This is a genomic window from Synechococcus sp. R55.3, assembly GCF_047461975.1.
In the GTDB taxonomy this organism is placed as follows: domain Bacteria; phylum Cyanobacteriota; class Cyanobacteriia; order Thermostichales; family Thermostichaceae; genus Thermostichus.
Genome location: NZ_JANSIG010000053.1, coordinates 1 through 20,441, shown reverse-complemented (window position 1 = coordinate 20,441; position 20,441 = coordinate 1). Strand labels below are relative to the sequence as shown.

General features: G+C 54.3%; 20 protein-coding genes and 1 tRNA gene. 11 read left to right on the top strand and 10 right to left on the bottom strand.

Features of this window, described 5'->3' with window-relative positions; translation table 11 throughout:
• Positions 1-93 precede the first annotated feature (93 nt).
• A complete protein-coding gene (locus NW849_RS09370) occupies positions 94-489 on the bottom strand; it encodes a DUF4346 domain-containing protein (RefSeq protein WP_414330043.1) in 396 nt (131 codons plus the stop codon).
• A 197-nt stretch (positions 490-686) separates the two neighbouring features.
• Complete coding sequence (locus tag NW849_RS09365; RefSeq protein ID WP_414330041.1) at positions 687-1,319, bottom strand: DUF4384 domain-containing protein; 633 nt, start codon at positions 1,317-1,319, stop codon at positions 687-689.
• A 237-nt stretch (positions 1,320-1,556) separates the two neighbouring features.
• On the opposite strand from NW849_RS09365, the gene NW849_RS09360 reads away from it, so the two are divergent.
• The 6 genes from NW849_RS09360 to NW849_RS09335 all read left to right on the top strand — a co-directional run bounded on the left by NW849_RS09360 (position 1,557) and on the right by NW849_RS09335 (position 6,622).
• The gene (locus NW849_RS09360) at positions 1,557-2,027 is read left to right on the top strand and encodes a tetratricopeptide repeat protein (protein WP_238376725.1); all 471 of its coding nucleotides are present in this window, start codon (positions 1,557-1,559) and stop codon (positions 2,025-2,027) included.
• Positions 2,028-2,112: 85 nt separating this feature from the next.
• Positions 2,113-2,197, top strand: a tRNA-Ser gene (locus NW849_RS09355).
• 70 nt (positions 2,198-2,267) lie between these two features.
• Positions 2,268-2,462, top strand: a complete 195-nt coding sequence (locus NW849_RS09350) for a hypothetical protein (RefSeq protein ID WP_011433320.1) — start codon at positions 2,268-2,270, stop codon at positions 2,460-2,462.
• 145 nt (positions 2,463-2,607) lie between these two features.
• Positions 2,608-5,688: an anti-phage-associated DUF499 domain-containing protein gene (locus NW849_RS09345; protein ID WP_414357414.1), complete on the top strand. Its 3,081-nt coding sequence runs from the start codon at positions 2,608-2,610 to the stop codon at positions 5,686-5,688.
• Positions 5,685-6,362, top strand: a complete 678-nt coding sequence (locus NW849_RS09340) for an anti-phage-associated DUF3780 domain-containing protein (RefSeq protein WP_083757646.1) — start codon at positions 5,685-5,687, stop codon at positions 6,360-6,362. The genes NW849_RS09345 and NW849_RS09340 overlap by 4 nt, the downstream gene beginning before the upstream one ends.
• 38 nt (positions 6,363-6,400) lie before the next feature.
• Positions 6,401-6,622 carry a hypothetical protein gene (locus NW849_RS09335; RefSeq protein WP_011433323.1) on the top strand — a complete coding sequence of 74 codons (222 nt, stop codon included), beginning with the start codon at positions 6,401-6,403 and terminating at the stop codon, positions 6,620-6,622.
• 89 nt (positions 6,623-6,711) lie between these two features.
• Here NW849_RS09335 and NW849_RS09330 read toward each other — a convergent pair whose 3' ends face one another.
• Positions 6,712-6,882: a DUF5615 family PIN-like protein gene (locus tag NW849_RS09330; protein ID WP_414357412.1), complete on the bottom strand. Its 171-nt coding sequence runs from the start codon at positions 6,880-6,882 to the stop codon at positions 6,712-6,714.
• On the bottom strand, positions 6,882-7,121 hold the full coding sequence (locus tag NW849_RS09325; RefSeq protein ID WP_011433325.1) for a DUF433 domain-containing protein: 240 nt from the start codon (positions 7,119-7,121) through the stop codon (positions 6,882-6,884). The genes NW849_RS09330 and NW849_RS09325 overlap by 1 nt, the downstream gene beginning before the upstream one ends.
• A gap of 52 nt (positions 7,122-7,173) precedes the next feature.
• Between NW849_RS09325 and NW849_RS09320 the strand changes: the two genes are divergently transcribed.
• Positions 7,174-10,035, top strand: coding sequence for an anti-phage-associated DUF1156 domain-containing protein (locus NW849_RS09320; protein ID WP_414357410.1), 2,862 nt, complete (start codon positions 7,174-7,176; stop codon positions 10,033-10,035).
• 21 nt (positions 10,036-10,056) lie between these two features.
• On the opposite strand, the gene NW849_RS09315 is transcribed toward NW849_RS09320, so the two are convergent.
• Both NW849_RS09315 and NW849_RS09310 read right to left on the bottom strand, forming a co-directional pair.
• Positions 10,057-10,506: a HEPN domain-containing protein gene (locus NW849_RS09315; RefSeq protein ID WP_414357408.1), complete on the bottom strand. Its 450-nt coding sequence runs from the start codon at positions 10,504-10,506 to the stop codon at positions 10,057-10,059.
• Positions 10,466-10,981 carry a nucleotidyltransferase domain-containing protein gene (locus NW849_RS09310; RefSeq protein ID WP_414357407.1) on the bottom strand — a complete coding sequence of 172 codons (516 nt, stop codon included), beginning with the start codon at positions 10,979-10,981 and terminating at the stop codon, positions 10,466-10,468. The genes NW849_RS09315 and NW849_RS09310 overlap by 41 nt, the downstream gene beginning before the upstream one ends.
• 102 nt (positions 10,982-11,083) lie before the next feature.
• Here NW849_RS09310 and NW849_RS09305 point away from each other — a divergent pair, with 102 nt between their 5' ends.
• Positions 11,084-13,795, top strand: coding sequence for a phospholipase D-like domain-containing anti-phage protein (locus NW849_RS09305; RefSeq protein WP_011433328.1), 2,712 nt, complete (start codon positions 11,084-11,086; stop codon positions 13,793-13,795).
• A 94-nt stretch (positions 13,796-13,889) separates the two neighbouring features.
• Here the strand turns inward: NW849_RS09305 and NW849_RS09300 are convergent, their stop codons facing one another.
• A complete protein-coding gene (locus NW849_RS09300) occupies positions 13,890-14,504 on the bottom strand; it encodes a Uma2 family endonuclease (protein ID WP_414357405.1) in 615 nt (204 codons plus the stop codon).
• A 194-nt stretch (positions 14,505-14,698) separates the two neighbouring features.
• Entirely contained in the window at positions 14,699-15,313 is a 615-nt protein-coding gene (locus tag NW849_RS09295; protein ID WP_414357404.1) for a Uma2 family endonuclease, read from the bottom strand.
• Positions 15,314-15,675: 362 nt separating this feature from the next.
• On the opposite strand from NW849_RS09295, the gene NW849_RS09290 reads away from it, so the two are divergent.
• Genes NW849_RS09290 through rsmD form a run of 3 tightly spaced genes read left to right on the top strand, consistent with a single transcriptional unit; the run spans position 15,676 to position 17,931 of the window.
• On the top strand, positions 15,676-16,443 hold the full coding sequence (locus tag NW849_RS09290) for a HEAT repeat domain-containing protein (RefSeq protein ID WP_414357403.1): 768 nt from the start codon (positions 15,676-15,678) through the stop codon (positions 16,441-16,443).
• A gap of 39 nt (positions 16,444-16,482) precedes the next feature.
• Positions 16,483-17,370, top strand: coding sequence for a Sll0314/Alr1548 family TPR repeat-containing protein (locus NW849_RS09285; RefSeq protein WP_414357401.1), 888 nt, complete (start codon positions 16,483-16,485; stop codon positions 17,368-17,370).
• Positions 17,371-17,379: 9 nt separating this feature from the next.
• Positions 17,380-17,931, top strand: coding sequence for a 16S rRNA (guanine(966)-N(2))-methyltransferase RsmD (gene rsmD / locus NW849_RS09280; RefSeq protein WP_414357400.1), 552 nt, complete (start codon positions 17,380-17,382; stop codon positions 17,929-17,931).
• On the opposite strand, the gene NW849_RS09275 is transcribed toward rsmD, so the two are convergent.
• Entirely contained in the window at positions 17,928-18,548 is a 621-nt protein-coding gene (locus NW849_RS09275) for a hypothetical protein (RefSeq protein WP_414357398.1), read from the bottom strand. The two genes, rsmD and NW849_RS09275, sit on opposite strands and share 4 nt — an antisense overlap.
• Positions 18,549-18,593: 45 nt before the next feature.
• Positions 18,594-20,108, bottom strand: a complete 1,515-nt coding sequence (gene glgA / locus NW849_RS09270) for a glycogen synthase GlgA (RefSeq protein WP_414357397.1) — start codon at positions 20,106-20,108, stop codon at positions 18,594-18,596.
• Positions 20,109-20,441 lie beyond the last annotated feature (333 nt).

The window sequence follows — 20,441 nt, the reverse complement described above, 5'->3', positions numbered from 1 at the left end:
CCTATATGGAGGAGGGCTTTCCTCCCGACACCAAGCCTGCGGCTATGGTGCGGGCCTCCAGCCCGAAAATTTGGTGAGCTTTCTGGGAAGGGATCAGTCCTGGATGTACTCCTCGCCAGAGATCAGGGCAGCTTCGGCTTTTTGAAACTCCCTTCCCAAGTAGGCCGCATGGCTGAGCTGGGAGACCACTCTCTCCTGCTCCTTTTCAAAGATCTGCACACACAGTTCTTTGGCCGTGCGCCCAACGTACACCCGTTCAGGGGATCGGTTGACGGAGCCCTTTGCCGGGATCACAGCTCCTGTCTCCGGATCGGTGGCCAGCCCCCGCTCGTTGATCACCGTACTGTAGTACTTGGCGCAAATGAGGTTCTGCTCCCGATCCAAGTAGATGACGAAATAGCCCGCCGGATCCAGATCCAGGGGGCGGCGGGAGAGATGGTCGTCAATGCTGCGAATCTGCTCGCTCAGGGGCTTGGAGGAAGGGGACATAGAATGGCCGACCAAAACCGCACAGGAGAAACGTAGCCGAGACTACCTTTGGCTGCTCTCATTGTGGCAGATGAACCCAATCTTTGGGCAGCCTTTGGGGTGGTTGACTTCCTTCCCAGCTTGAACGGTGGGGCTGGTCATATACCCGATGAAGGGGATCCTGTGCGGGCCATCCACCTGAGGTCTCAGAGCTTGGATTAGCGCGGGGCAACCCGATAGAACCGAGTGGCCGTCACCCACTGGTCAGAAGGGATCCCCTCGACAATGATGGCGCGGGCAATGGCATTGCCCAGTTGGGATCCCCGCACCCGCACATCGGCAAAGGATCCACTCTGCTCGAAAGAGGCGATCTCCTGGAAGTTCAGCGGACGGGGGGATGCCACCGCCAACACCTGGGCTTGGCCGAAGGGTGGAGCGATGGTCAACCGGTAGCTGGCCCCTGGCGGCGGGAAGGTGCGCACTTCTCCGGCCCGCAGAAACTCGTTGCCACCGGAAAAGCGGTTGGGCAAAATCAGATGGGTACGGCCATCGGCTTGGATGCTGAACAGGTAAACGTAGGCATCGCGGTTGGTGCTCAGGGTAATGGCAATCGGCTCGCCAGGCCGGTAGATGGGGTTAGACCCGTGCCGATCCAGCTCCAGATTCACCCGCAGGTCGGAAGGAACGGGGTTGACAATGATGGAGCGGGTGCCAACATCCAACTGACGAGTATCGGCCAGTTGCAGCCTTTGTAAAGGAGGGTAGATGCCTAGGGTTTGCGGAAAAACAGCGGTGGTCGGAGCCACAGACAGCCCCAAAGCCAGCGGTAGGAAAAGCAGTTTGGCATTCATGGTTCACACCCAATCAATGGCTATGTTCATCCTAGGAAGGGGCGCAGGTTATGCGGGTCAGGCTTTGCGCAATCTCCAATCTCTTGCCGCGGCAGTTTCTCCTGCTGCAGATGGCACCCCCAAGAGGGAAAAGACGGTAAACCAGCGGGGGCACGGCTCTGTTCTCGGTACCTGGGATGGGAATTGGGAGCCACCGGTTTGGCAAGGGTTAATCTACAGGTAAGGGATCCCTTCCTCATGCCAGCTTCCCAGTCAACCCCCAACTTGCTCATGGCTCACGACAGCTACCAAGAAGGCATCGCAGCGGTACAAGCGGGCGATTTCCAGGCTGCCATCCAAGCGTTTCGCCAGGCGGTTGCTGCCGATCCAACCCATACCGAAGCTCGTTACAAGCTGGCCTGGGTACTGGGCATGAGCGGCTATCTGGATCCGGCCCTGACAGAGCTGGAAGCCGTTTTGGCGGCAGATCCCAACCATGTGGCAGCCCATTACAATCGAGGGGCCCTCCTCTTGCAAAAGGCCCAACTGGAAGCCGATGAGGATGGACAAATCGATCTGGCCGTTCTGCAACAGGCGGAAGCAGCCTTTCAAGCGGTGATGCGCTTGGATCCCACCGACCAACGGGCCTTTGCCTTCCTCAATTTGGTCAAGCGGGCCATTCGCAACCATCAGGCGTCCACTCAGGTCTCCGGCGGCAGTGGCGGGTAAATCTGTGGGGGTTGTGGTCGGCAGCGATTGCACAGCCAGAAACCCATTGCGTAACATAAGTAAAGCCTGGGGATCCCGGCAATTTGGAGAGGTGTCCGAGCGGTTTAAGGAAGCAGTCTTGAAAACTGCCGTGGTTGACGCCACCGTGGGTTCGAATCCCACCCTCTCCGTTTATCTTGAGGTAAAGCCCAACGGGTCGAAGCTACAGAGATTCACTGGCCCAGAGGGGGAGCTATCCACATGACCATCCTTGATTTATCGACCTTGACCACTCAACAGCTCAAAGACATAGCTTGGCAGTTGCGGGGCACTCCTGCAGTGGAGCCCATCTATCGGGAACTGGGATCCCGACCCAAGAGCATAGTGATTGCACCTGAAGATCCCCAGTGGACAGAAAAGGTTAACCAAATCCTCACAGAGGGATCCCCATCCTGACCGTCGCATCCCAAACAAGGCGGGACATGAATATCGAACAGCCACCCTTGCCTGCCTGTGTCAGCTCTGCTAAATACTAAACACCCCCCACAGTTCCTTTAGTTGAAGAGAGGGTCACCATCTTGGGTAGCAGGAGCTAGCCGCAATGATTCCCACCGTCAAAGACGTTTGTCAAATTCATCCTATGGCCTTGAACTACGCCATAGTTGAGCAAATTGAAAATCTGTCGAATGTTATCGAGCATACAGCAGAGGATGCCCGGGCATTCTTCGCCAAAAACCACATTACCCGCGGGATGGATCTGTTGCTGCGTCAGGGGCTCAAACGGCTGGCAGGTCGCTCCGACCAAGCGGTGTTTGAACTCAAACAGGCGATGGGGGGTGGTAAAACCCACTCCATGATTGCCCTAGGGTTGCTGGCGCGGGATGCCGCTTTGCGTGCCGAGGTTGTGCCAGACATCACTCAAGATGCTCCTTTTGCCGACGCTAAACTGGTTGCCATCAATGGACGCCTCAAGTTCGAGCAACGGTTTATTTGGGGAGAGATTGCCCGGCAACTGGGGAAAGAAGAGGCTTTTGTCAAATTTTGGCAGCACGGAGCAGATGCCCCCAGTGAGCAGGATTGGATTGATTTAATTGGAGATGAACCCACCCTCATTCTATTGGACGAGCTGCCGCCCTACTTCGACTACGCCATTACCCGCATGGTGGGCGGAGGTACATTGGCGCAAGTGACAACCTACGCCCTATCGAACCTGCTGAGTGCCGCCTTGAAGTTAAAGCGCTGCTGCATTGTCATTTCCAACCTATCCGGCAGCTACGAAGGAGCCTCACGGGAACTGCAAAAAGCAATCGGTAACTTCGCTCAAGAAACCAACCGCCAAGCGCGATCCATCACACCGGTAGACCTGGGCACATCGGAAATTTACGACATTCTCCGCAAGCGGCTATTTAGCTCCCTGCCCAATGTACAAACCATTGATGCAGTTGCTTCTGCCTACGCAAAAGTGCTGGGAGATGCAGCCAGAGCCAAATCAATTGCCAAAACTGCCGAACAAATTGCCGCCGAAATTCATGCTTCTTACCCTTTCCATCCTTCGGTTAAGCACATCATTGCCCTATTTAAGGAAAACGAAAGCTACCGTCAAACTCGCGGCTTGATGCAGTTTGTTTCAAAAATAATCCAGTCGGTATGGGAGCGTCCCAGCAACGATGTCTACCTGATCGGTTGCCAGCATCTGAACCTCAACATCCCAGATGTGCGGGAAGAGATCAACAAAATCAGCAATCTACAGGGAGCGATTGCCCACGATATTGCGGCCAATGGCACTGCTGTCGCTGAACTGGTGGATCAAAAACTGGGCCATGATGCTGCCAGTCAGATTGCTGCCCTGCTGTTGACTGCCTCTCTGTCTGAATCAGTTGATGCCGTGAAAGGCTTTACCGAGGGGCAATTTTTGGAATACCTAGTAGCTCCTCAGCGGAATGTCAGCGAATTTCAGGATGCTTTTCAAGCGTTCCGTGCCAACGCCTGGTACCTGCACCGCAAAGAAAACGATGCTTGGTACTTTTCCAACATCGAGAACCTGCGTAAGCGCATTGATAGCCGTGCCCGCAACGCTCCCCAGCCGAAAATTGATGCGGAAATGAAGCGGCGGCTGGAAGAAATTTTCCGACCCCAACGGCGGATTGCCTATCAAGAGGTGCAAGCCCTGCCCAAAATTGATGAGATTCGCCTCAATGGCCCGCGGGTGTGCCTGGTACTCAGCCCAGACAGCAAAACACCCCCAGAAGAGGCCCAGCAGTTTTGGGAAAGTGTTCCCGAGAAGAACAACTTTTGTGTGGTTACCGGAGATGGCTCCAATCTGGCCAGCCTAGAAGACAAAACCCGTCGTTTGTGGGCCGTTGCCCGAGTACTGGAAGAAACCGGTGGAGACAAATCCCCCCACAAAGCAGAACTGGAGGAAGAGGCCGAACAAGCCGCCTACGACTTTAACGCCACTGTGGTCAGCCTGTTCAATCGGGTCTATTACCCCATCAAGGGCAAACTGACTCCTACCAAGCTCTCCATGACCTTTACGGGCAATACCTTCCATGCTGAAGAGCAGATCGAAAAAGCCCTATCCGATGTCGGTGCATCCAAGCTGTATGTCGATGTGGAAGCCAATGCCGAGGCGTTGCTGTCGCGAGCAGAAGACCTGTTGTGGCCGGCAGGGGGAGAGCGGCGGATCCCTTGGCGAGACGTGGTTTCCCGCACCATCACCAACGAGCGCTGGCCCTGGTTGCCCCCCAAAGGAATGGATACCCTGCGGCAGATAGCCGTCAGCCAAGGTCGCTGGCGGTACACCGAAGATGGATACATCGAAAAGGGGCCCTTTCCGCCCCCCCGCACATCCGTAGCCATCACCCAGCGAGAATACGATGACCGCACCGGTACGGCTACCTTGGAAATTCTGCCTCGAGATGCGGGCAAAAATGGCCGTGTTCACTACAGCTACACGCCCAATGTGGATGCCAACAGCCCTGTGGTGCCCGATACGATCTGGACAACCGATGCCACTGCCCTGTGGTTTGTCGCCATTGACCCGGATGGCCGGCACGAGACAGGGGATGTCTATGCTTGGAAGAATACGCTGACCCTCACCCACCAGCCTCGTATTGGCGGCGGCAAGCGCACCGTAGAGCTAACCGTGAAACCCCGTGGTCAAATTCGCTGGAACACCACGGGCATTAACTCACGGGAAGGCACCCTCTACACTGGCCCCATCGAACTAGAGGGATCAGAAGCCGTTACCATCTATGCCTACGCCGAAGATCAAGGGGTGAGCACCACTCGCAACTTCACGATCCCGGCGCTCGACCAAAAAGGGCCGGTGATTGACAAAAACAAACCGGCTAAGCTGCACAAGCGCCTCAACCTGCAAGGAAATAAGGCGAGTTATACGGCCATCAATCAGAGCAAGGCTTTGGGTGTGCAACTGGCGGGTGGGATCTCCCTAACCGTGGGGGAAGGGAACCGAGCCATCACCACCCGGTTTGGAAGCGATATGGTGGTAAAAGCGGAAGACATTGAGCAGTTTATTGCGATAGCACGTCAGGCTTTGGGCAATGAGACGGCAGAGGTGAGTCTGCGCTTGGACGACCTACGCTTCAGCAGCGGCCACGATTTGGAAGTCTTTTTGCATCGGTTGGAAATCAATCCTGAGCCGGGAGAGGTAGAGCAGTGAGCGATAAAAAATGGGAGACGGTGGGGTTCGGCTGTCCCAAAACCGTTGATCCCCACCACTTTGTGGTCGAAATACCTGCCGGCAGAACCGCTCCTGTGCTGATTTACGAAGTCTATGGCATCAAGGCGGGCATCAACGGACAGCCGGACATTGCGGAGCGCTGTGTTCTCAGCCGGTCTATCTGGAGCCAGATTGCTGAGGATCTCAAACAAGAGTTTAATGACCGCCTGCGGGCGAAAAAAATGAATCCGAGCCGTTGGACAACTGGCCGCAACCTCGTAGAACGTCTGCTGGGGAAGGAATTGCTGGTGCTGGCTTGGGCAGTAGAACGGGCCAAACCGGAGGCGATCCCCAATGCCATTCGCAACTGGAGAGGGCTGCGTCCAGAAGAGCGCTGGTGGCTTTACACCATGACAGCAGCGGCGACAGGGGGTGTCGATCACGGGAATATCGGTTGGCGCAAAGCCCTGCGCTATGCCCTCACAGAAAATCCCTTGACGGAACTGAGTGTGCCCACTCCGGTCAAGCGCCCATACCAGCCAGCTTGTTCCGATAGCTTGCGTAGCGAAGCCGTAGAAGCCGATCAACTCAGCCTGTTATCCTGCTTGCAAGAAGATCCCTCGCCCTTTTGGGATAGTGAAGCAACCATTGGCACGACAAAGCTAAGAGATTAAGTTATACTAGATAAAACCGCCTATTTGGGAGAATGCAAATGATGACAGAACTGCTGGAGAAAGCGATTAGCAAGTTAAAAGCTCTACCCACAGAGGAGCAAAATGCAATTGCCAGCCTGATTCTTGATGAGCTAGAAGACGATCAGCGATGGGAAGAATCCTTTGCTTCTTCAGCGGATATGTTAGCAAAACTCGGTGCCGAGGCAATAGCCGAGTATCAAGCAGGCAAGACGGAAGAATTAAACCCCGAAACACTGTGAAATCTCGCACCACTGCCCAGTTTCGCAAGTTGTTTAACGCTCTTCCAGAGTCCATTCCAGATTTGGACAAGCTAGACTTACAAAGGACGCTAATCCCGATCAAAAGTCAATATAATCCGCTTCTCTTGTGCAGCTCTAGCCAAGACCTCGAAATCTTTAGTACCTGGAGCTTCCTCTGAGAACGATGCCACATCTAAGCCAGCATCTCGCAATAGACAGATACTTAAGCGTGGAAAATTTTCATTGACGAGAAATTGCATCAACTGACTTTATCTGAAAAACTGTAGAAGTTCATTTCACGCATACATTCTTGGATATAGCTAAACATAGCCCTAAGTGCTTCTGGAGTCAGCGTAGGGTAGTTTTCCAAAATCTGCTTTTCCGTCCAGCCTGCCGAAAATAGCCCCAAAATAAATTCCACCGATAGGCGACTTCCTCTGAAAACTGGCTTACCCAAGAGAATATCGGGATCCGAATGAATATAGTCTTCCCAGTTCACGGCTTAGGGCCCTAAGAGCTACCATGATCGATGGTATCGCCGGAGATCTCCCTTGTCCATCATCCCCCTTGCTTGGAAAGATAAGCCGAGTTTGATCGAGCGGCTCTTGCCTGCCCAAAAAATCAGCGCCGAAGCGCAAAAGGAACGCAAAGCTGGGGCTGGCCAAACCCTCACGGCGTTGGGGAGCTATTGGAAAGGGCGCAAACCTCTGATCCTGGCCAAAGCCTGCGTGTTGGGGGCCTTGCTCCCCGCCACCGACGATCCGGAAGCCGATCTGGAAATTTTTGAATTGCTGATGGGCATCGCCGACAGCAGTTTGGAACGGCGTTTGAAATCGCCACGGGACAAACCCAAATTGGCGCAACGCTCTTACCTGGAAAAACTGGAACTCTGCAAACGCCCGGAAGAATGCGACGATGCCACCCTCTACGGCCCCATTTGGGATCGGGTGAACCAACATTTGGGGACAAATGCCCACAGTTTCCCGGAATTGGTGGAACAACTGGGGATCTTGCGGTTTGGCCATCGCCCACGAGTGGGGGATACTTTTTGCGGCAGCGGTCAAATTCCCTTTGAGGCGGCAAGGCTGGGATGCGATGTCTATGCCAGCGACCTCAATCCCATTGCCTGTATGCTCACTTGGGGAGCGTTGCATATCGTGGGGGCAGATGAAGCCACCCGCCGGGAAATTGAGCAAGCCCAAAGGGAAGTAGCCGCAGCGGTGGATCAGGAAATTACGAAGCTGGGCATCGAGCATGATGAACACGGCAACCGCGCCAAAGCCTACCTATACTGCCTAGAAACCCGTTGCCCCCACACCGGCTGGATGGTGCCAATGGCTCCCAGTTGGGTGATTAGCAAAACCCGCAATGTGGTGGCCAAGTTAATCCCCAATTACGACCAAAAACGTTTTGAAATTGAAATTGTATCCGGGGTCAGCGAAGCGGAAATGACCGCCGCCGCCAAGGGCACGGTGCAAAAGGGCGATTTGGTGTACGTGCTGGATGGGGAAGAATACCGCACGCCGATCAAAACCATTCGCGGCGATTACCGCTTGCCCGATGGCACGACGGGAAACAAATTGCGCCGCTGGGAAAAACACGATTTTATGCCCCGCCCCGACGACATTTTTCAGGAACGGCTGTATTGCATTCAGTGGATCACCGCCAAAACCTTGGGCAAAAGCCGTCAAGAAACCTTTTTTGCCAGCGTCACCCCCGCCGACCTAGAACGAGAGCGCAAAGTAGAGCAAATCGTTAGAGAAAACCTCGCCGCTTGGCAAGAAGCTGGTCTGGTTCCCGATATGCCGATTGAACCTGGATACAATACAAGTCAGCCAATTTGGGAGCGGGGCTGGACTTATTGGCATCATTTGTTTTTGGCACGACAGATTTATACCCTCTCTAGATTCTTATTTAACCTCTTGCAACAAGGAGGCTTTATTTCTGCAACACTTTTCGTAAAACATTCTAATCTCACGAACTATTGTAGCAAGTTGACCCCTTGGGCTACTTCTGAAAAAAGAATTGCAAAGGATGGATCGGGGAGGCAAGTCGGAGGAGCAAGCGATAATTTTGCAAATACATTTTACAACCAGGCACTTAACACACAATGGATGTATGGGACTAGAGCCTTTAACTCATTACTCACAATATTAGATACAGAATATAAAAACTCTCCTGTATTGAAGGAAATAACCAAAGTCGTAGAGACGAGGCAATCAAGTTACTTGGCTGTTCTAAATGATATTTTCATCACCGATCCACCGTATGCGGATGCGGTGCATTACCACGAGATCACGGAATTTTTCATCGCGTGGTTGCGCAAGAATCCCCCCAAGGAGTTTGCCGATTGGGTGTGGGACAGTCGGCGGGCGTTGGCCATTCAGGGCAAGGGGGAAAAGTTCCGTCAGGATATGATTGCCGCCTATACTGCCTTGGCAAACCACATGCCCGACAACGGCTTGCAGATTGTGATGTTTACCCATCAGGATGCCGAAGTGTGGTCGGACATGGCCAGCATCATGTGGGGGGCGGGGTTGCAGGTCACAGCGGCTTGGTACATTGCCACCGAAACCACCTCCGAACTAAAAAAGGGCGGGTACGTGCAGGGCACGGTATTGTTGGTAGCGCGCAAGCGGGTGCGCGACGAGTCCGCCTATCGGGACGAACTGGTGGAGGAAGTGCGGCAGGAAGTAGCCCATCAAATCGAGACCATGGTGGGATTGAACCAGCGCACCAAGGGCAAAGGGCGCACCGAGAATTTGTTTGAGGATGCGGATTTGCAGATGGCGGGTTATGCGGCGGCGTTGCGGGTGCTGACGGGCTATCGGCGCATCGATGGGCAGGACATGGTAGCGGCGGCGGTGCGGCCCCGACCCAAGGGCGAAAGAGATATCGTTCGGGAAATTATTGATTATGCCGTGCAGGTTGCCAATGAGCATCTTGTACCCGAAGGGATTGCGCCGGGTGTGTGGGAGGGGTGCTGTGGTGCAGAGCGCTTTTATCTGAAAATGATGGAACTGGAAGCGGTAGGGCTGAAGAAGCTGGACAACTACCAGAACTTTGCCAAGGCATTTCGAGTTGGCGACTATGGCGAATTGATGGCCTCTCAGCAGCCCAACAATGCCCGACTCAAAAATGCTCTAGACTTCAAGAAGAGCAGCTTTGAGGGCGAATTTGGCCGCTCAGCACTGCGAGCCGTTTTGTTTGCTCTCTACGAACTGCAGAAAGAAGCGGATAGCGATGAGGTGATGGAACACCTGCGGTCTTTGGTGCCCAACTACCACATGCGCCGGGATGATTTGGTGGCTTTTTGTCAATACATTGCCCGCAAGCGAGAACACCGCTATCCAGAAGAATCCTCAGCCGCTAATATCTTGTTTGCACTGATTAGAAATGAACGCTTGGGTTGAAGAAGAAGTTATAGGATTAACTCACTCACAAGTTGTATTGCCAGGGCTTCCTTCAAGCTCAGCATCTGAGTTAAAGTATTTCTCAACAATCGACTTTATTTGGTTAACATAAGCTATAGCCTTGTCCGCATTTTTTTGTTTGTAGTATTCCAAGGGGACAATATCTACAGCTCCATAAAAAGCTAACTCCCTATCTTTGCGCATCTCAAACGATATGTTTTCCAGCAAGGCTATTTCCTCGTCAGAAAGCTCTGGGAACCGTTCCCTATTTTCTGCTACTTGGCCACCAGGGTCATGGGTTTTGCCGTAGTTTATTCCCTTAATGATTAGGCAAGCTTTGATGAATAACTCAATGATTTCTTGGCACATCCGAACTACATCAGCGTAATCGCCAACCTCATAGAAGAATGACAACGCTTGGATGCGATAATTAGCCCTTTGATAGTAGTCTCTTGCTAATTTCTTTCTCATCGTTATTCACCCAATAGGGGATCCCCCGGCATACTTTATACGTAATTAAACTGTCACAGATGAGTTGATTGACTATATCCCTGATCTGCGTGATGCAGTTCTGCTTTTCATAGATGATGTGGTGGTTGGTAGCCACTTCATAAGTCAAGCTGGCTGGCCTGCATAGCTCTGTGGGCTTTAGCAAGATAAAGTTTATCTCCAAGCCAAGAAGTTTTTCTAGATCCCTGCAGGTAGGAAGCAGTAAGTCATCTCTGCTTCTGCAATCGGGTATATTCTCTGCAATTACTAATAAATCGAGGTCAGAGCCGTGAACCCATGAATTATTGGCGCGGGATCCATAGACAACAATAGCCCACAGATCCGAGCCAAAGACGGATTGAATTTTCTCTTGAATAAGCCGCGCTTGTGCTTCGGATATTCCTATGCTGCGCTTCTCTCTGCCCTGAAAGCCTGCAGACTCTTGTACGGTTGACATGGCTACCTTGCGCTGATCAGCTTATTCTGCAAAGACGCTGCTTGCGCCTTCGGCTGCTCATTTTAAGGCTAGAGTATTGTTACAATTTTACCCCAGCCCGCCATGTCCAGCACTTCTTTCCTACGCCGTTTCAGTTCCCGCCAGCAGCGGCTCAGCCATGTCTTTCTCAAAGATCGCCTGGCAAAGGCACGCACCTACAAGCGCATTGCTGGGTACTTTCGCTCTTCTATTTTTGAATTGGTGACTGAAGAGATTACACACATCGAGCAGGTGCAGATCGTCTGTAACAGCGACTTGGATCCCTGGGATATTGCCATCGGCAAAGCTTCCCGCCAGGCCAGAGAAATGGCGCTCAAAGAAAAATGGAACGAAGAGAAAGGAGAATTGATCACCAGCCTATTACAGCGCCCCCGCTACCGTCAACTTTACGAAATCCTCAAAAGCGGCAAAGTGGAAGTGCGAGTGGTGTCAGCCGCAGATGCCCCCTTTCTCCACGGCAAAGCAGGTGTTATTGAGGCAAGAGATGGCACCAAATCTGCTTTTATCGGCAGCCTCAACGAAACGCGGCAGGGATGGCAAGAGCATTACGAAATTGTCTGGGAAGACCAGTCGCCAGAAGGGGTTGCTTGGGTCGAAGCGGAGTTTCAGTACCTGTGGGAACGGAGTGTTCCTCTGCCAGAAGCGATTGTGGAAGAGGTGGGGCGATTATCTCGCAAGGTAGAGGTATTTCTTCAAGACTTGCAACCTGTCGATGTTCCTGGAGCCGCATTGGTGGAAGCCCCTCTCTATCGCCGGGGTGAGGTTCTCAAACCATGGCAGCAGTCGTTTGTGGAAATGTTCCTGGAACACCGAGAGCTGTATGGTGCAGTGCGACTCATTCTGGCAGATGAAGTGGGGCTGGGTAAAACCTTGTCTTTGGCGGTTGCGGCGATGGTGGCGTGCCTTTTGGAAGATGGGCCAGCCTTAATTCTTTGTCCGGCTACCCTCTGCCAGCAGTGGCAAGTGGAACTCAAAGATAAACTGGGCATTCCCTCTGCTGTGTGGCTCTCCAACCGCAAGGTATGGCAAGATGCCAATGGGCACATCATCAAAACCAAGGGTGCTGAAGGTATTGGCCGTTGCCCCTATCAAATTGGTATTGTTTCTACGGGTCTCATCTTTCACAATGCCCCCGAAGCCCAATGCCTTTTGGAACGACGCTTTGGCACGATTGTCCTGGATGAGGCCCACCGCGCCCGCTGTACCCGTGGTGTCACGGTAAGGGATCCCAAACCCAACAATCTCTTGGACTTTATGGGCAAGGCGGCCACCCAGTCCAAGCACGTCCTTTTGGGCACAGCCACCCCCATCCAAACCCATGTTGAGGAACTGTGGGATCTGCTGGGAGTGCTCAACAGCGGTGCCGAGCATGTGTTGGGACGACGGCATCAGCAGTTGTGGCAGCAGACGCAAAGGATCCTGCCCATCTTGACAGGACAACAAGCAGTGACCGACGAGCATTTTGCCTGGAATTTGCTCCGCAATCCTCTGCCGCCATCTGTTGAGGATCCCTTGTTTGACCACATCCGCAGCGATCTGAAGCTCTTCAAAGGTCAACACTTCACAGATAAGCCCCTGACGGAATTGGAGGACTTCACCCGCCAAGAACTGCGAGATGCCCTGGAAGAGCGCCAACAGGGGCTGACTTTTTTCCAGCGACACAACCCAATTCTGCGCCATACCGTATTGCGAAAACGCTCTACCTTGGAAGAATTGGGCTTGCTTGAGCGGATTGCCGTCGATATTTGGCCGAGCGAGGGAGAGCAATTGCCCATGTTCTGTGGGCTGGGTTTGCTCACTTCTCCCGAATTTGATGTGGCCTATGAAGCTGCCCAAGATTTTGCTAGGGCTTTGAGACAGCGTACCCAATCCGCTGGGTTTATGAAAAGCATCATGCAAAGCCGGATCTGCTCCAGTATTGCCAGCGGCCTATCTACGGCTCAGAAACTACTGGAAAAGCGGCGTTTTTTTGAGGAGGACGGAGAAGAAGATTGGCTGTTAGACAACCTTCCAGAGATTTTAGAGGCAGAATATGCCCATTTGGAGCGCATTGTTAGCGTCTTGAGCCAAAAGAGCACGGATCCCAAACTCGATGCCGTCCTCTATTTCCTACAGGAACGACACTGGCTGGACTTGGGATGCATCATTTTCAGCCAGTATTTTGATACCGCCCATTGGGTGGCCAACAACCTGAGCCAACGTCTGCCTCAAGAAAGTGTGGCTCTCTATGCAGGCGCCCACAAGTCGGGTTTGTTTTTTGCCGGAGAATGGCGGAGCGCAGAGCGGGAAGATATCAAGAGAGCCGTGCGAGAGCGTACCATTCGGCTGGTGGTGGCCACCGATGCTGCTTGTGAAGGTCTGAATCTCCAAACTTTGGGCACGCTGATCAACATTGATCTCCCTTGGAATCCTTCCCGCCTAGAGCAGCGCATCGGGCGGATCAAGCGCTTTGGTCAGACCCGCGACCGTGTGGACATGCTCAACCTGGTGTACCACGGTACCCACGACGAAAAGGTATACGAGGTGCTTTCTCAGCGGATGAAAGATCGCTACGACTTGTTCGGTTCTTTGCCCGATACTATCGAAGATGAGTGGATTGAGAATATCGAAACTCTGGAGGCCAAATTGCAGGAGTTTACAGAGCGCAAGAAACAGGCCAACGCTTTTGAGCTGCGCTACGCAAGCACAGTTGAACCCAAAGGCCCAAGATGGGAGACCTGCGAAAAGGTGTTGTCCCGTCGGGATATTGTGGAACGTCTTTCAGAAGGGTGGTAGCCATATATCAGCCAATTCGATATGCTTCTGCCAATGGGCTGGAAAAAGTTGCCTCTGACCACGAGTTAATACGGGCGGAAGTGCCTTGACCATGCTAGGCTCCAGCCCGAAAAATCTGCTCAGCCGTGAGGTTTAATTCAGGGAAAACTTTAGAGCGAATCCGGTCATTGCCCCGAAATAATTGCGCCTGATATTCCTCATTGACCAGTTGGAAAACCGAGATTGTGGGAACCTTCGGCTCGCCAATGTACCGACGACCCCCCAACGCTTGGTAGTCAACAATCCAGTATTCGGCAATACCTAACGTCTCGTAGTCACTCAGCTTATGCCAGTAGTCATCTCGCCAGTTGTTGCTGGTAATTTCAATGACAAGAGGAATAGAGGTTCCGTGGATGAGCGTCGAGGATTTCTGCCACAGGGGTTCTCTGGCCAAGGCGGTACGGTCAATCACCACCCCATCAGGAGCGTAGGCAGTATCGCCTTCCGGCGCCTTGATCAAGGTGTCCCGACCTAGAAAATAGTTGAGGTTGCACCTGCGGATTTCTAATGCCAATTCGATGGCAAGAAAACCACTGATTTCATCATGTTTCCCTGTGGGTTGCATCTCAACCGCAACTCCGTTGTGTAGTTCGTATCGTCTGTTAGGTTTCCACTCCAGAAACTCAGCAAAAGTCATTGGCTTAGAAGACACAGCATAGGTAGCAGTCATAGTTTTTCCTCCCTTGAATGAGTTAAAACGCCCTAGATACTTCTGCAAACATTGTCGCCCATCTCATCCTTTAATAGTCTTTTATGGCATAGCCGTGTAACCCTAGCCAGAGCCGGATGTAGATATCTAGCAGAATCACTTCAGGCATTCCCAACTTGCCTCATCTACATTTCAAGTGGGGGAGTAGGTTCTTGTCAGGAGCGTGTTGCATTTGAATCTTGCTCTAATTCAATATCACCGTAAATGTCTGCCAGGGAAAAAGTGATGTTGACAGATGGCAGCGTAACAACATCATCCAGGGCATGGTAGTCCCTGAAGATCCACTCGACATTTCCCTGGCGGCGGTAGTGTTCTACACTGATTCGAGCTTGGTCAATTAGCAGATACTCCTGTAAAGTTGGGAGAGAGCGATAGGCAGCAAACTTCGCTCCTCTATCGTAGCTTTCGGTGGCAGGCGAGAGCACTTCCACAATTAAGATAGGGTTAGTGACAGTATCCTTGCGCCCTTCTTTAAGCTGAACTGGGTTTTGGATCACCATACCATCGGGATAGACATATTGTTCGAAGGCAGGTATGTAAAGTCTGAGATCACTAGAAAAAACGGAAAAACCCTTGCCTCTTAGCTTAAGCCAAAGTAGGGCATTGACACTGGTAATCAGTTGGCTATGAATGGGTGTGCCGCCAGTTATCTCAATAATTTCCCCATTGCGAAATTCACGGCGGATCCCGCCTGTGGCCTCTGATTCAGCTTCCAGGGCAAAGTATTCCTCTGAAGTGTGGGTTTTACGGGGGGCGAGGGCAGTGGTCATGGCATCTCCTCAGGCAGCGGCAGAATGGCTCAAACGGTCAGTCGGGTGTCGAGAAGCTCGACGCGGTGGCCTTCGGGTTCTCTCGGTCGCAAGTGCAGCCAACCTCTCTGTATCCTTCGTCGGCCTCTCCATGATGAGAGGTATCCTGCGATTCTGGGGTAAAGACCGGTGGTGGGGAGCCGACGCTTTTGTTATCCTGTCGCATAAGCTCCCCCTCTGGGATCCCAGGGGAAAGTGGGCCAACCTTGCCTGACACTGAACGCCAGCACAGCCCGCATAATGTTCCCGCACAATGTCCTGCACAATGTTGTGTCAGCAAGACTTGGTTCTCGATGGCAGGTTTGCAGAGAGGACGTGACCTGATGTTTACTTGGCTCTGGACGAAACAATTTTCTCGCTTGAATCAAAGGCTACAGAGCCTGGAGGTAGCCCGCGAGGAAAACCTTCTGTCTCCCGATCTGAGCGCCCAAACTCTGCAGGTGGCCCCCGACTTTTGGGAACGGCAGCACCAAGCCTTTGTCTATGTGGATAAGCAAATGCGAAGGCTCAGCCGTCGCAGCAAGATTTGGGGAGGAATGGCGCTGCTGGCCATTCTGGCCGATGCGGCTTTGATAGTGGCAGGTCTGGCAGCGTTCCAGTCTTGGCAGCAGGTGCAGGCCGATCGCCAATTAACTCGCATTGCCCAACAGGTTGCGGCTGTCGATCCTGTGCAGCAAGCTTTTGATGATCTGGTGGCTCAATTGCCCCAGATGAGCGGGGCAGAGCGATCTCGTGCCCTAGAGGCGTTGCAGGCTCTCTCGGCCATCTCGATGGCCTATGGCGGCTACTCCTCCGACGGTTCTGCGGGCATTTCCATGTACAGCTCTGTTTTCCCAGCGGCAGCAACCCCTCTGGAGGCTCAACTGCAAACCATCTACCAGTTGGGGCAAATGCGGGTGGTGGAGGCGGTGCCGGCTTTGCTGACCAAGCTTGCGGACGATGAGCCGGTGGTGCGGGAGGCGGCGGCCCGTGCCCTCGGCCAAATTGGGGATCCGCGCGCCTTGGATCCCTTGCACGATCTTCTGGCCTATGAGCCCAATGAGTTGGTTCAAGATGCGGCTATTGCTTCGATTGCCCAACTGCTGCGCTAAAGGGAAAGTTAGACAGGGGTGGGGGTTGAGGCAGTGGGGATGAGTATCGGCAAAATGAGCAGGCTGGGCAAACTGCTGGGGGTGATTTGTTGGGTGTGGGGATCCGCTCTGCCCGTTTGGGCGCAGGATCCCTTCCGCAGCGGGGACAATGCCCGCCCCATCAGCCCAGAGGTAGCCGCAGCTTTTGAAGAGTTCTTCTGTGCAGGCCGCTACAGCCAGAGCCGGGAAAAGCTGGAAATGGCCAAGAAAGCCTCTCCCGAAGAGCCGATGGTCTATGCCCTGTTGGCAGCGCTGGCCTATCAGGAAGGAGATCTGGAAGCATTTGCCCGGTTGGCTACCCAAACCCGACAGGTGGCTGCCGAGCTGAAAAAGACGGATCCCTTGCGTGGCAACCTTTACGAGGGTGTGGGCTACGGGCTAGAGGCAGCCAACATTGTGGTGCGAGATGGGGTGGTCATCGGTTTGCCCAAGGCTCTGCCCACCCTCAATCAATTGTTTGCCTCCATCCGGGCCGCCCAGGCAGTGGACAGCAGCGATCCGGAGCTGAATCTGCTCAACGGCTACATGGATTTGCTGCTGACCTACCGGGAGAAGGCTCTGAATCAGTTTCGGATGGCAGCGCCTGACTATCTGTCCTACCGCGGCCAAGCTCTGGCCTACCGGGATATGAAGCGCTTTGACGAGGCATTGGAGGCGGTGGATCGGGCCATTGCTGCTTCCTGCAACAACCCGGAGCTCTATTACCTCAAGGCGCAAATTTTGGTTTCCAAAGGGCAAGACCGAGAGGCCGTCCCCCTTTTCGATCAGGCCCTGCAAGCTTCCGCCCAACTGCCCCAACCTTTGGTGGAGCAAATCCAGATGGAGCGGGATCGCGCCGCCCAGCGCAGTGGGTTGACCGGCCAGTTGCCGGCCACGCCTAGCCCCTGAAGGGATCCCATGAGCCTGCGCATCAGCGGCAAACGAGCGCTGCAAACTCCCGCTGGCTTGGGCACTCGACCCACACCTGGCCGGGTGAGGCAGGCCTTGTTCAACATCTTGCAAGGGCAGGTGGAAGGCTGTCGCTGGCTGGATCTGTGCTGTGGGGCCGGTACGGTGGGAGCAGAAGCTCTGTGTCAGGGGGCCGCTTTTGTGGCCGGGATCGAGATTGCCGCCCCTGCCTGCCGCATCATCCGAGCCAACTGGGCCAAGGTGGCGCAGCCGGGGCAATCTTTCCAGGTCATTCAGGGGGATGCCCGCAAGCTGCTCAGCCGCGGCCTGAACTTGGAGCCATTTGATTACGTGTACTTTGCTCCTCCCTACGAGGCCGGTCTGTACGCCCCGCTCCTGCCCCTGATCCCGCCCTTGCTCAAGCCAGGCGGAACCTTGATCGTCGAGCATCGCAGCGGCCAGAAGCTACCAGACCAGGTGGGATCCCTGCTGCGCTTTGACCAACGAACCTATGGGCAAACGGCGCTGGCTTTCTATCGCAATCTGGAAGAGCAGCTCTAACTGGGAAAGGGGGTGCTGACAAAGCCGATTTCCAAGAGCTGCTGATAGGCTTGGGTGCCCAGCTCGCGGGTTGGGCCCTGGCTGTTGATGACCTGGATCAGCCAGCCCACAGCCTCTTCCGGTCGCCCGGCGGCGCGATAGACCACGGCCAAATCGTAGGCGGCTTGATCCCGGGCTTGGGCGGCAACACGGGCCAGCTCCCGCTGTTCTTCGGAGATGCGGTTTTGGATCCCGGCGAAGGCGCGGGAGAGATCTTGGTGGTAGTTGGAGCGCTGGTTGTAGGCGTTGAACACCTGTTGCAGCAGCTCGACAGCCTGGTCGTAGTTTTGCGCTTGGATGGCGGCATCGGCTTCGGCGGCCAGTTGTTCGGCTCGCAACGCGCTGAGGGCGCTGCTGGGTTGCTCTAGAGCGCGAAACTGCTGCGGATTGGGAATAAGCTGCTGTCCGGCAGGGAGCTGCTGAGCGGTGGCCCAGAAGGTGGAGCCCACGCCCAAGATGAGGCCGAGTAATACGCCGAAAACCAACCGCGCCCAAGAACGGCGCAGAAGGCTAAGTCCCTGGGCGATGGCGTCCTGGCGACAGCCTTGGGAAGCAACAGCGGGACGTCGTCCAATCATGTGCGGGTAACCCCCAAAACCTCTCTTGACCCGTTCCACTTTACCCTACTCCTCGGGTCTTTGCTGCAGCTCAGGGATCCCTTTGGAGCGAGGCTGGGAGGAGATGGGCTTCTTGAGCTTAGGCGGGGAGGGGTTTTCCGGCAGCAGCGGTAGGTTGAGAATCAGCTCATACATGCGCAGGTATTCCAGCGCTGAGCGGTGCCAACTGAAATCGCTGGCCATGCCCCGCTTCTGCAGCGCTTGCCAGGTTTCTTTGTGCTGGAAGGCTTCCCAAGCCCGCGCCAGACAGGTGTAAAAGTCCAGGGCTTCGTAGCGGTCAAAGCAGTAGCCGGTGCCGATCCCCTTGCTGGGGATGTGGTGGCTGACCGTATCCACCAGCCCCCCCGTGCGGCGGACGATGGGCACACACCCATAGCGCATGGCGATCATTTGGCTGATGCCACAAGGTTCAAAGCGGCTGGGCATCAAAAACGCATCTGCCCCCCCGTAGATCAACTGGGCCAGCTTGGGTTGGTAGCCTTTTTGGTAGGCCATTTTGCCCGGGTGCCGCTCGGCCATCTCCCGGATCCGCCCTTCGTAGTAGGCTTCGCCGCTGCCTCCCAGCAAAACAAATTGCGCGTCGCTGTAGGCCAAAAAGCGATCCAAGGCTTGGATGAGCAAGTCGATCCCTTTTTGCTCGACCAAACGGGCCACCATGCCCATCAGGAAGGTATCTGGGTTAACGGTCAAGCCCAACTTGGCCTGTAGCGTGGCTTTGTTGGTCGCCCGCCCGCTGAGATCATCGATGCTGAAATTGGCCTCTAGGTCTGGGTCGGTGCGGGGATCAAACCTATCGATGTCGATCCCATTCAAAATTCCTCGCAACCGTTCCCCTTTCCAGGCCAACAAGTCCTGCAGTCCTTCCCCATGCAGAGGGGTGCGAATTTCCATCGCATAGGTGGGCGAGACGGTGTTCACTTGGTCGGCGTAGAGGATCCCGGCAGCCATGGTGTTGTGGGCAGAAAAATACCAGGGCAGCCAGGTCATGCGCTCCAGTTGCCAGCGCCAGGGCCCTTGGTAGGCCAGGTTGTGGATGGTGAACACCGTGCCAATATCGGGAGCTTGGTGCATCCAGGCCGGGATCATGCCGGTGTGCCAATCGTGGCAGTGGATGATGTTGGGTTTCCAGGGGTAGTAAGTCCAGGCAAATTCGGCTACGGCGTTGGCAAAAAAGGTGAAGCGCCAGAACTCGTCCTCGCCGTAGTAGATGCGGTGGGGAGCAAAGCAGTAGTGGCTGACCAAGTAGAGGGGCACATCGGTGCCGGGCAAAACGCTTTCGTAAATATCGGCCACCTGACCCATGACCTGTTTAGACCAGATGGGATCTTTCGAGCGGGGGTATTGCCCCGGTTCCTGGCCGAACTTGTCCCAGAGAAAGCCATACAGAGGCATGATGATGCGGACATCCTGACCCAGCTTGCGCAAAACGACAGGCAGGGATCCCACCACATCCGCCATGCCCCCCACCTTGGCCAAAGGTGCTGCCTCTGCCGCTGCGAACAAAATCTTGGCTTGAACCACGATGCCCTCCCTGTTGTTGTGGGCTCCGCTCCGCCGCCGTGAACGGATCCCGGCTCAGTTGCCCTCAGCCAAAACCCTTCCCATCCTAAAACACAAGGGATCCCTGCGCCGGATGAGCTGAGGCAGCGCTTCTTCCTGAGGCTGTGTTGCAACTTATTGATTTTTCGTAAGATGGAAGGACAGTGCTGCTTAGAAATGTTGCAGGCGCTGCTGTATTGCACTTTATTTGTCGTCATTGTTCTGGAGATATCGTCCTATGACCATAGCGGTAGGGCGCGTGCGTCAGGAGCGAGGATGGTTCGACATCGTCGATGACTGGCTCAAGCGCGACAG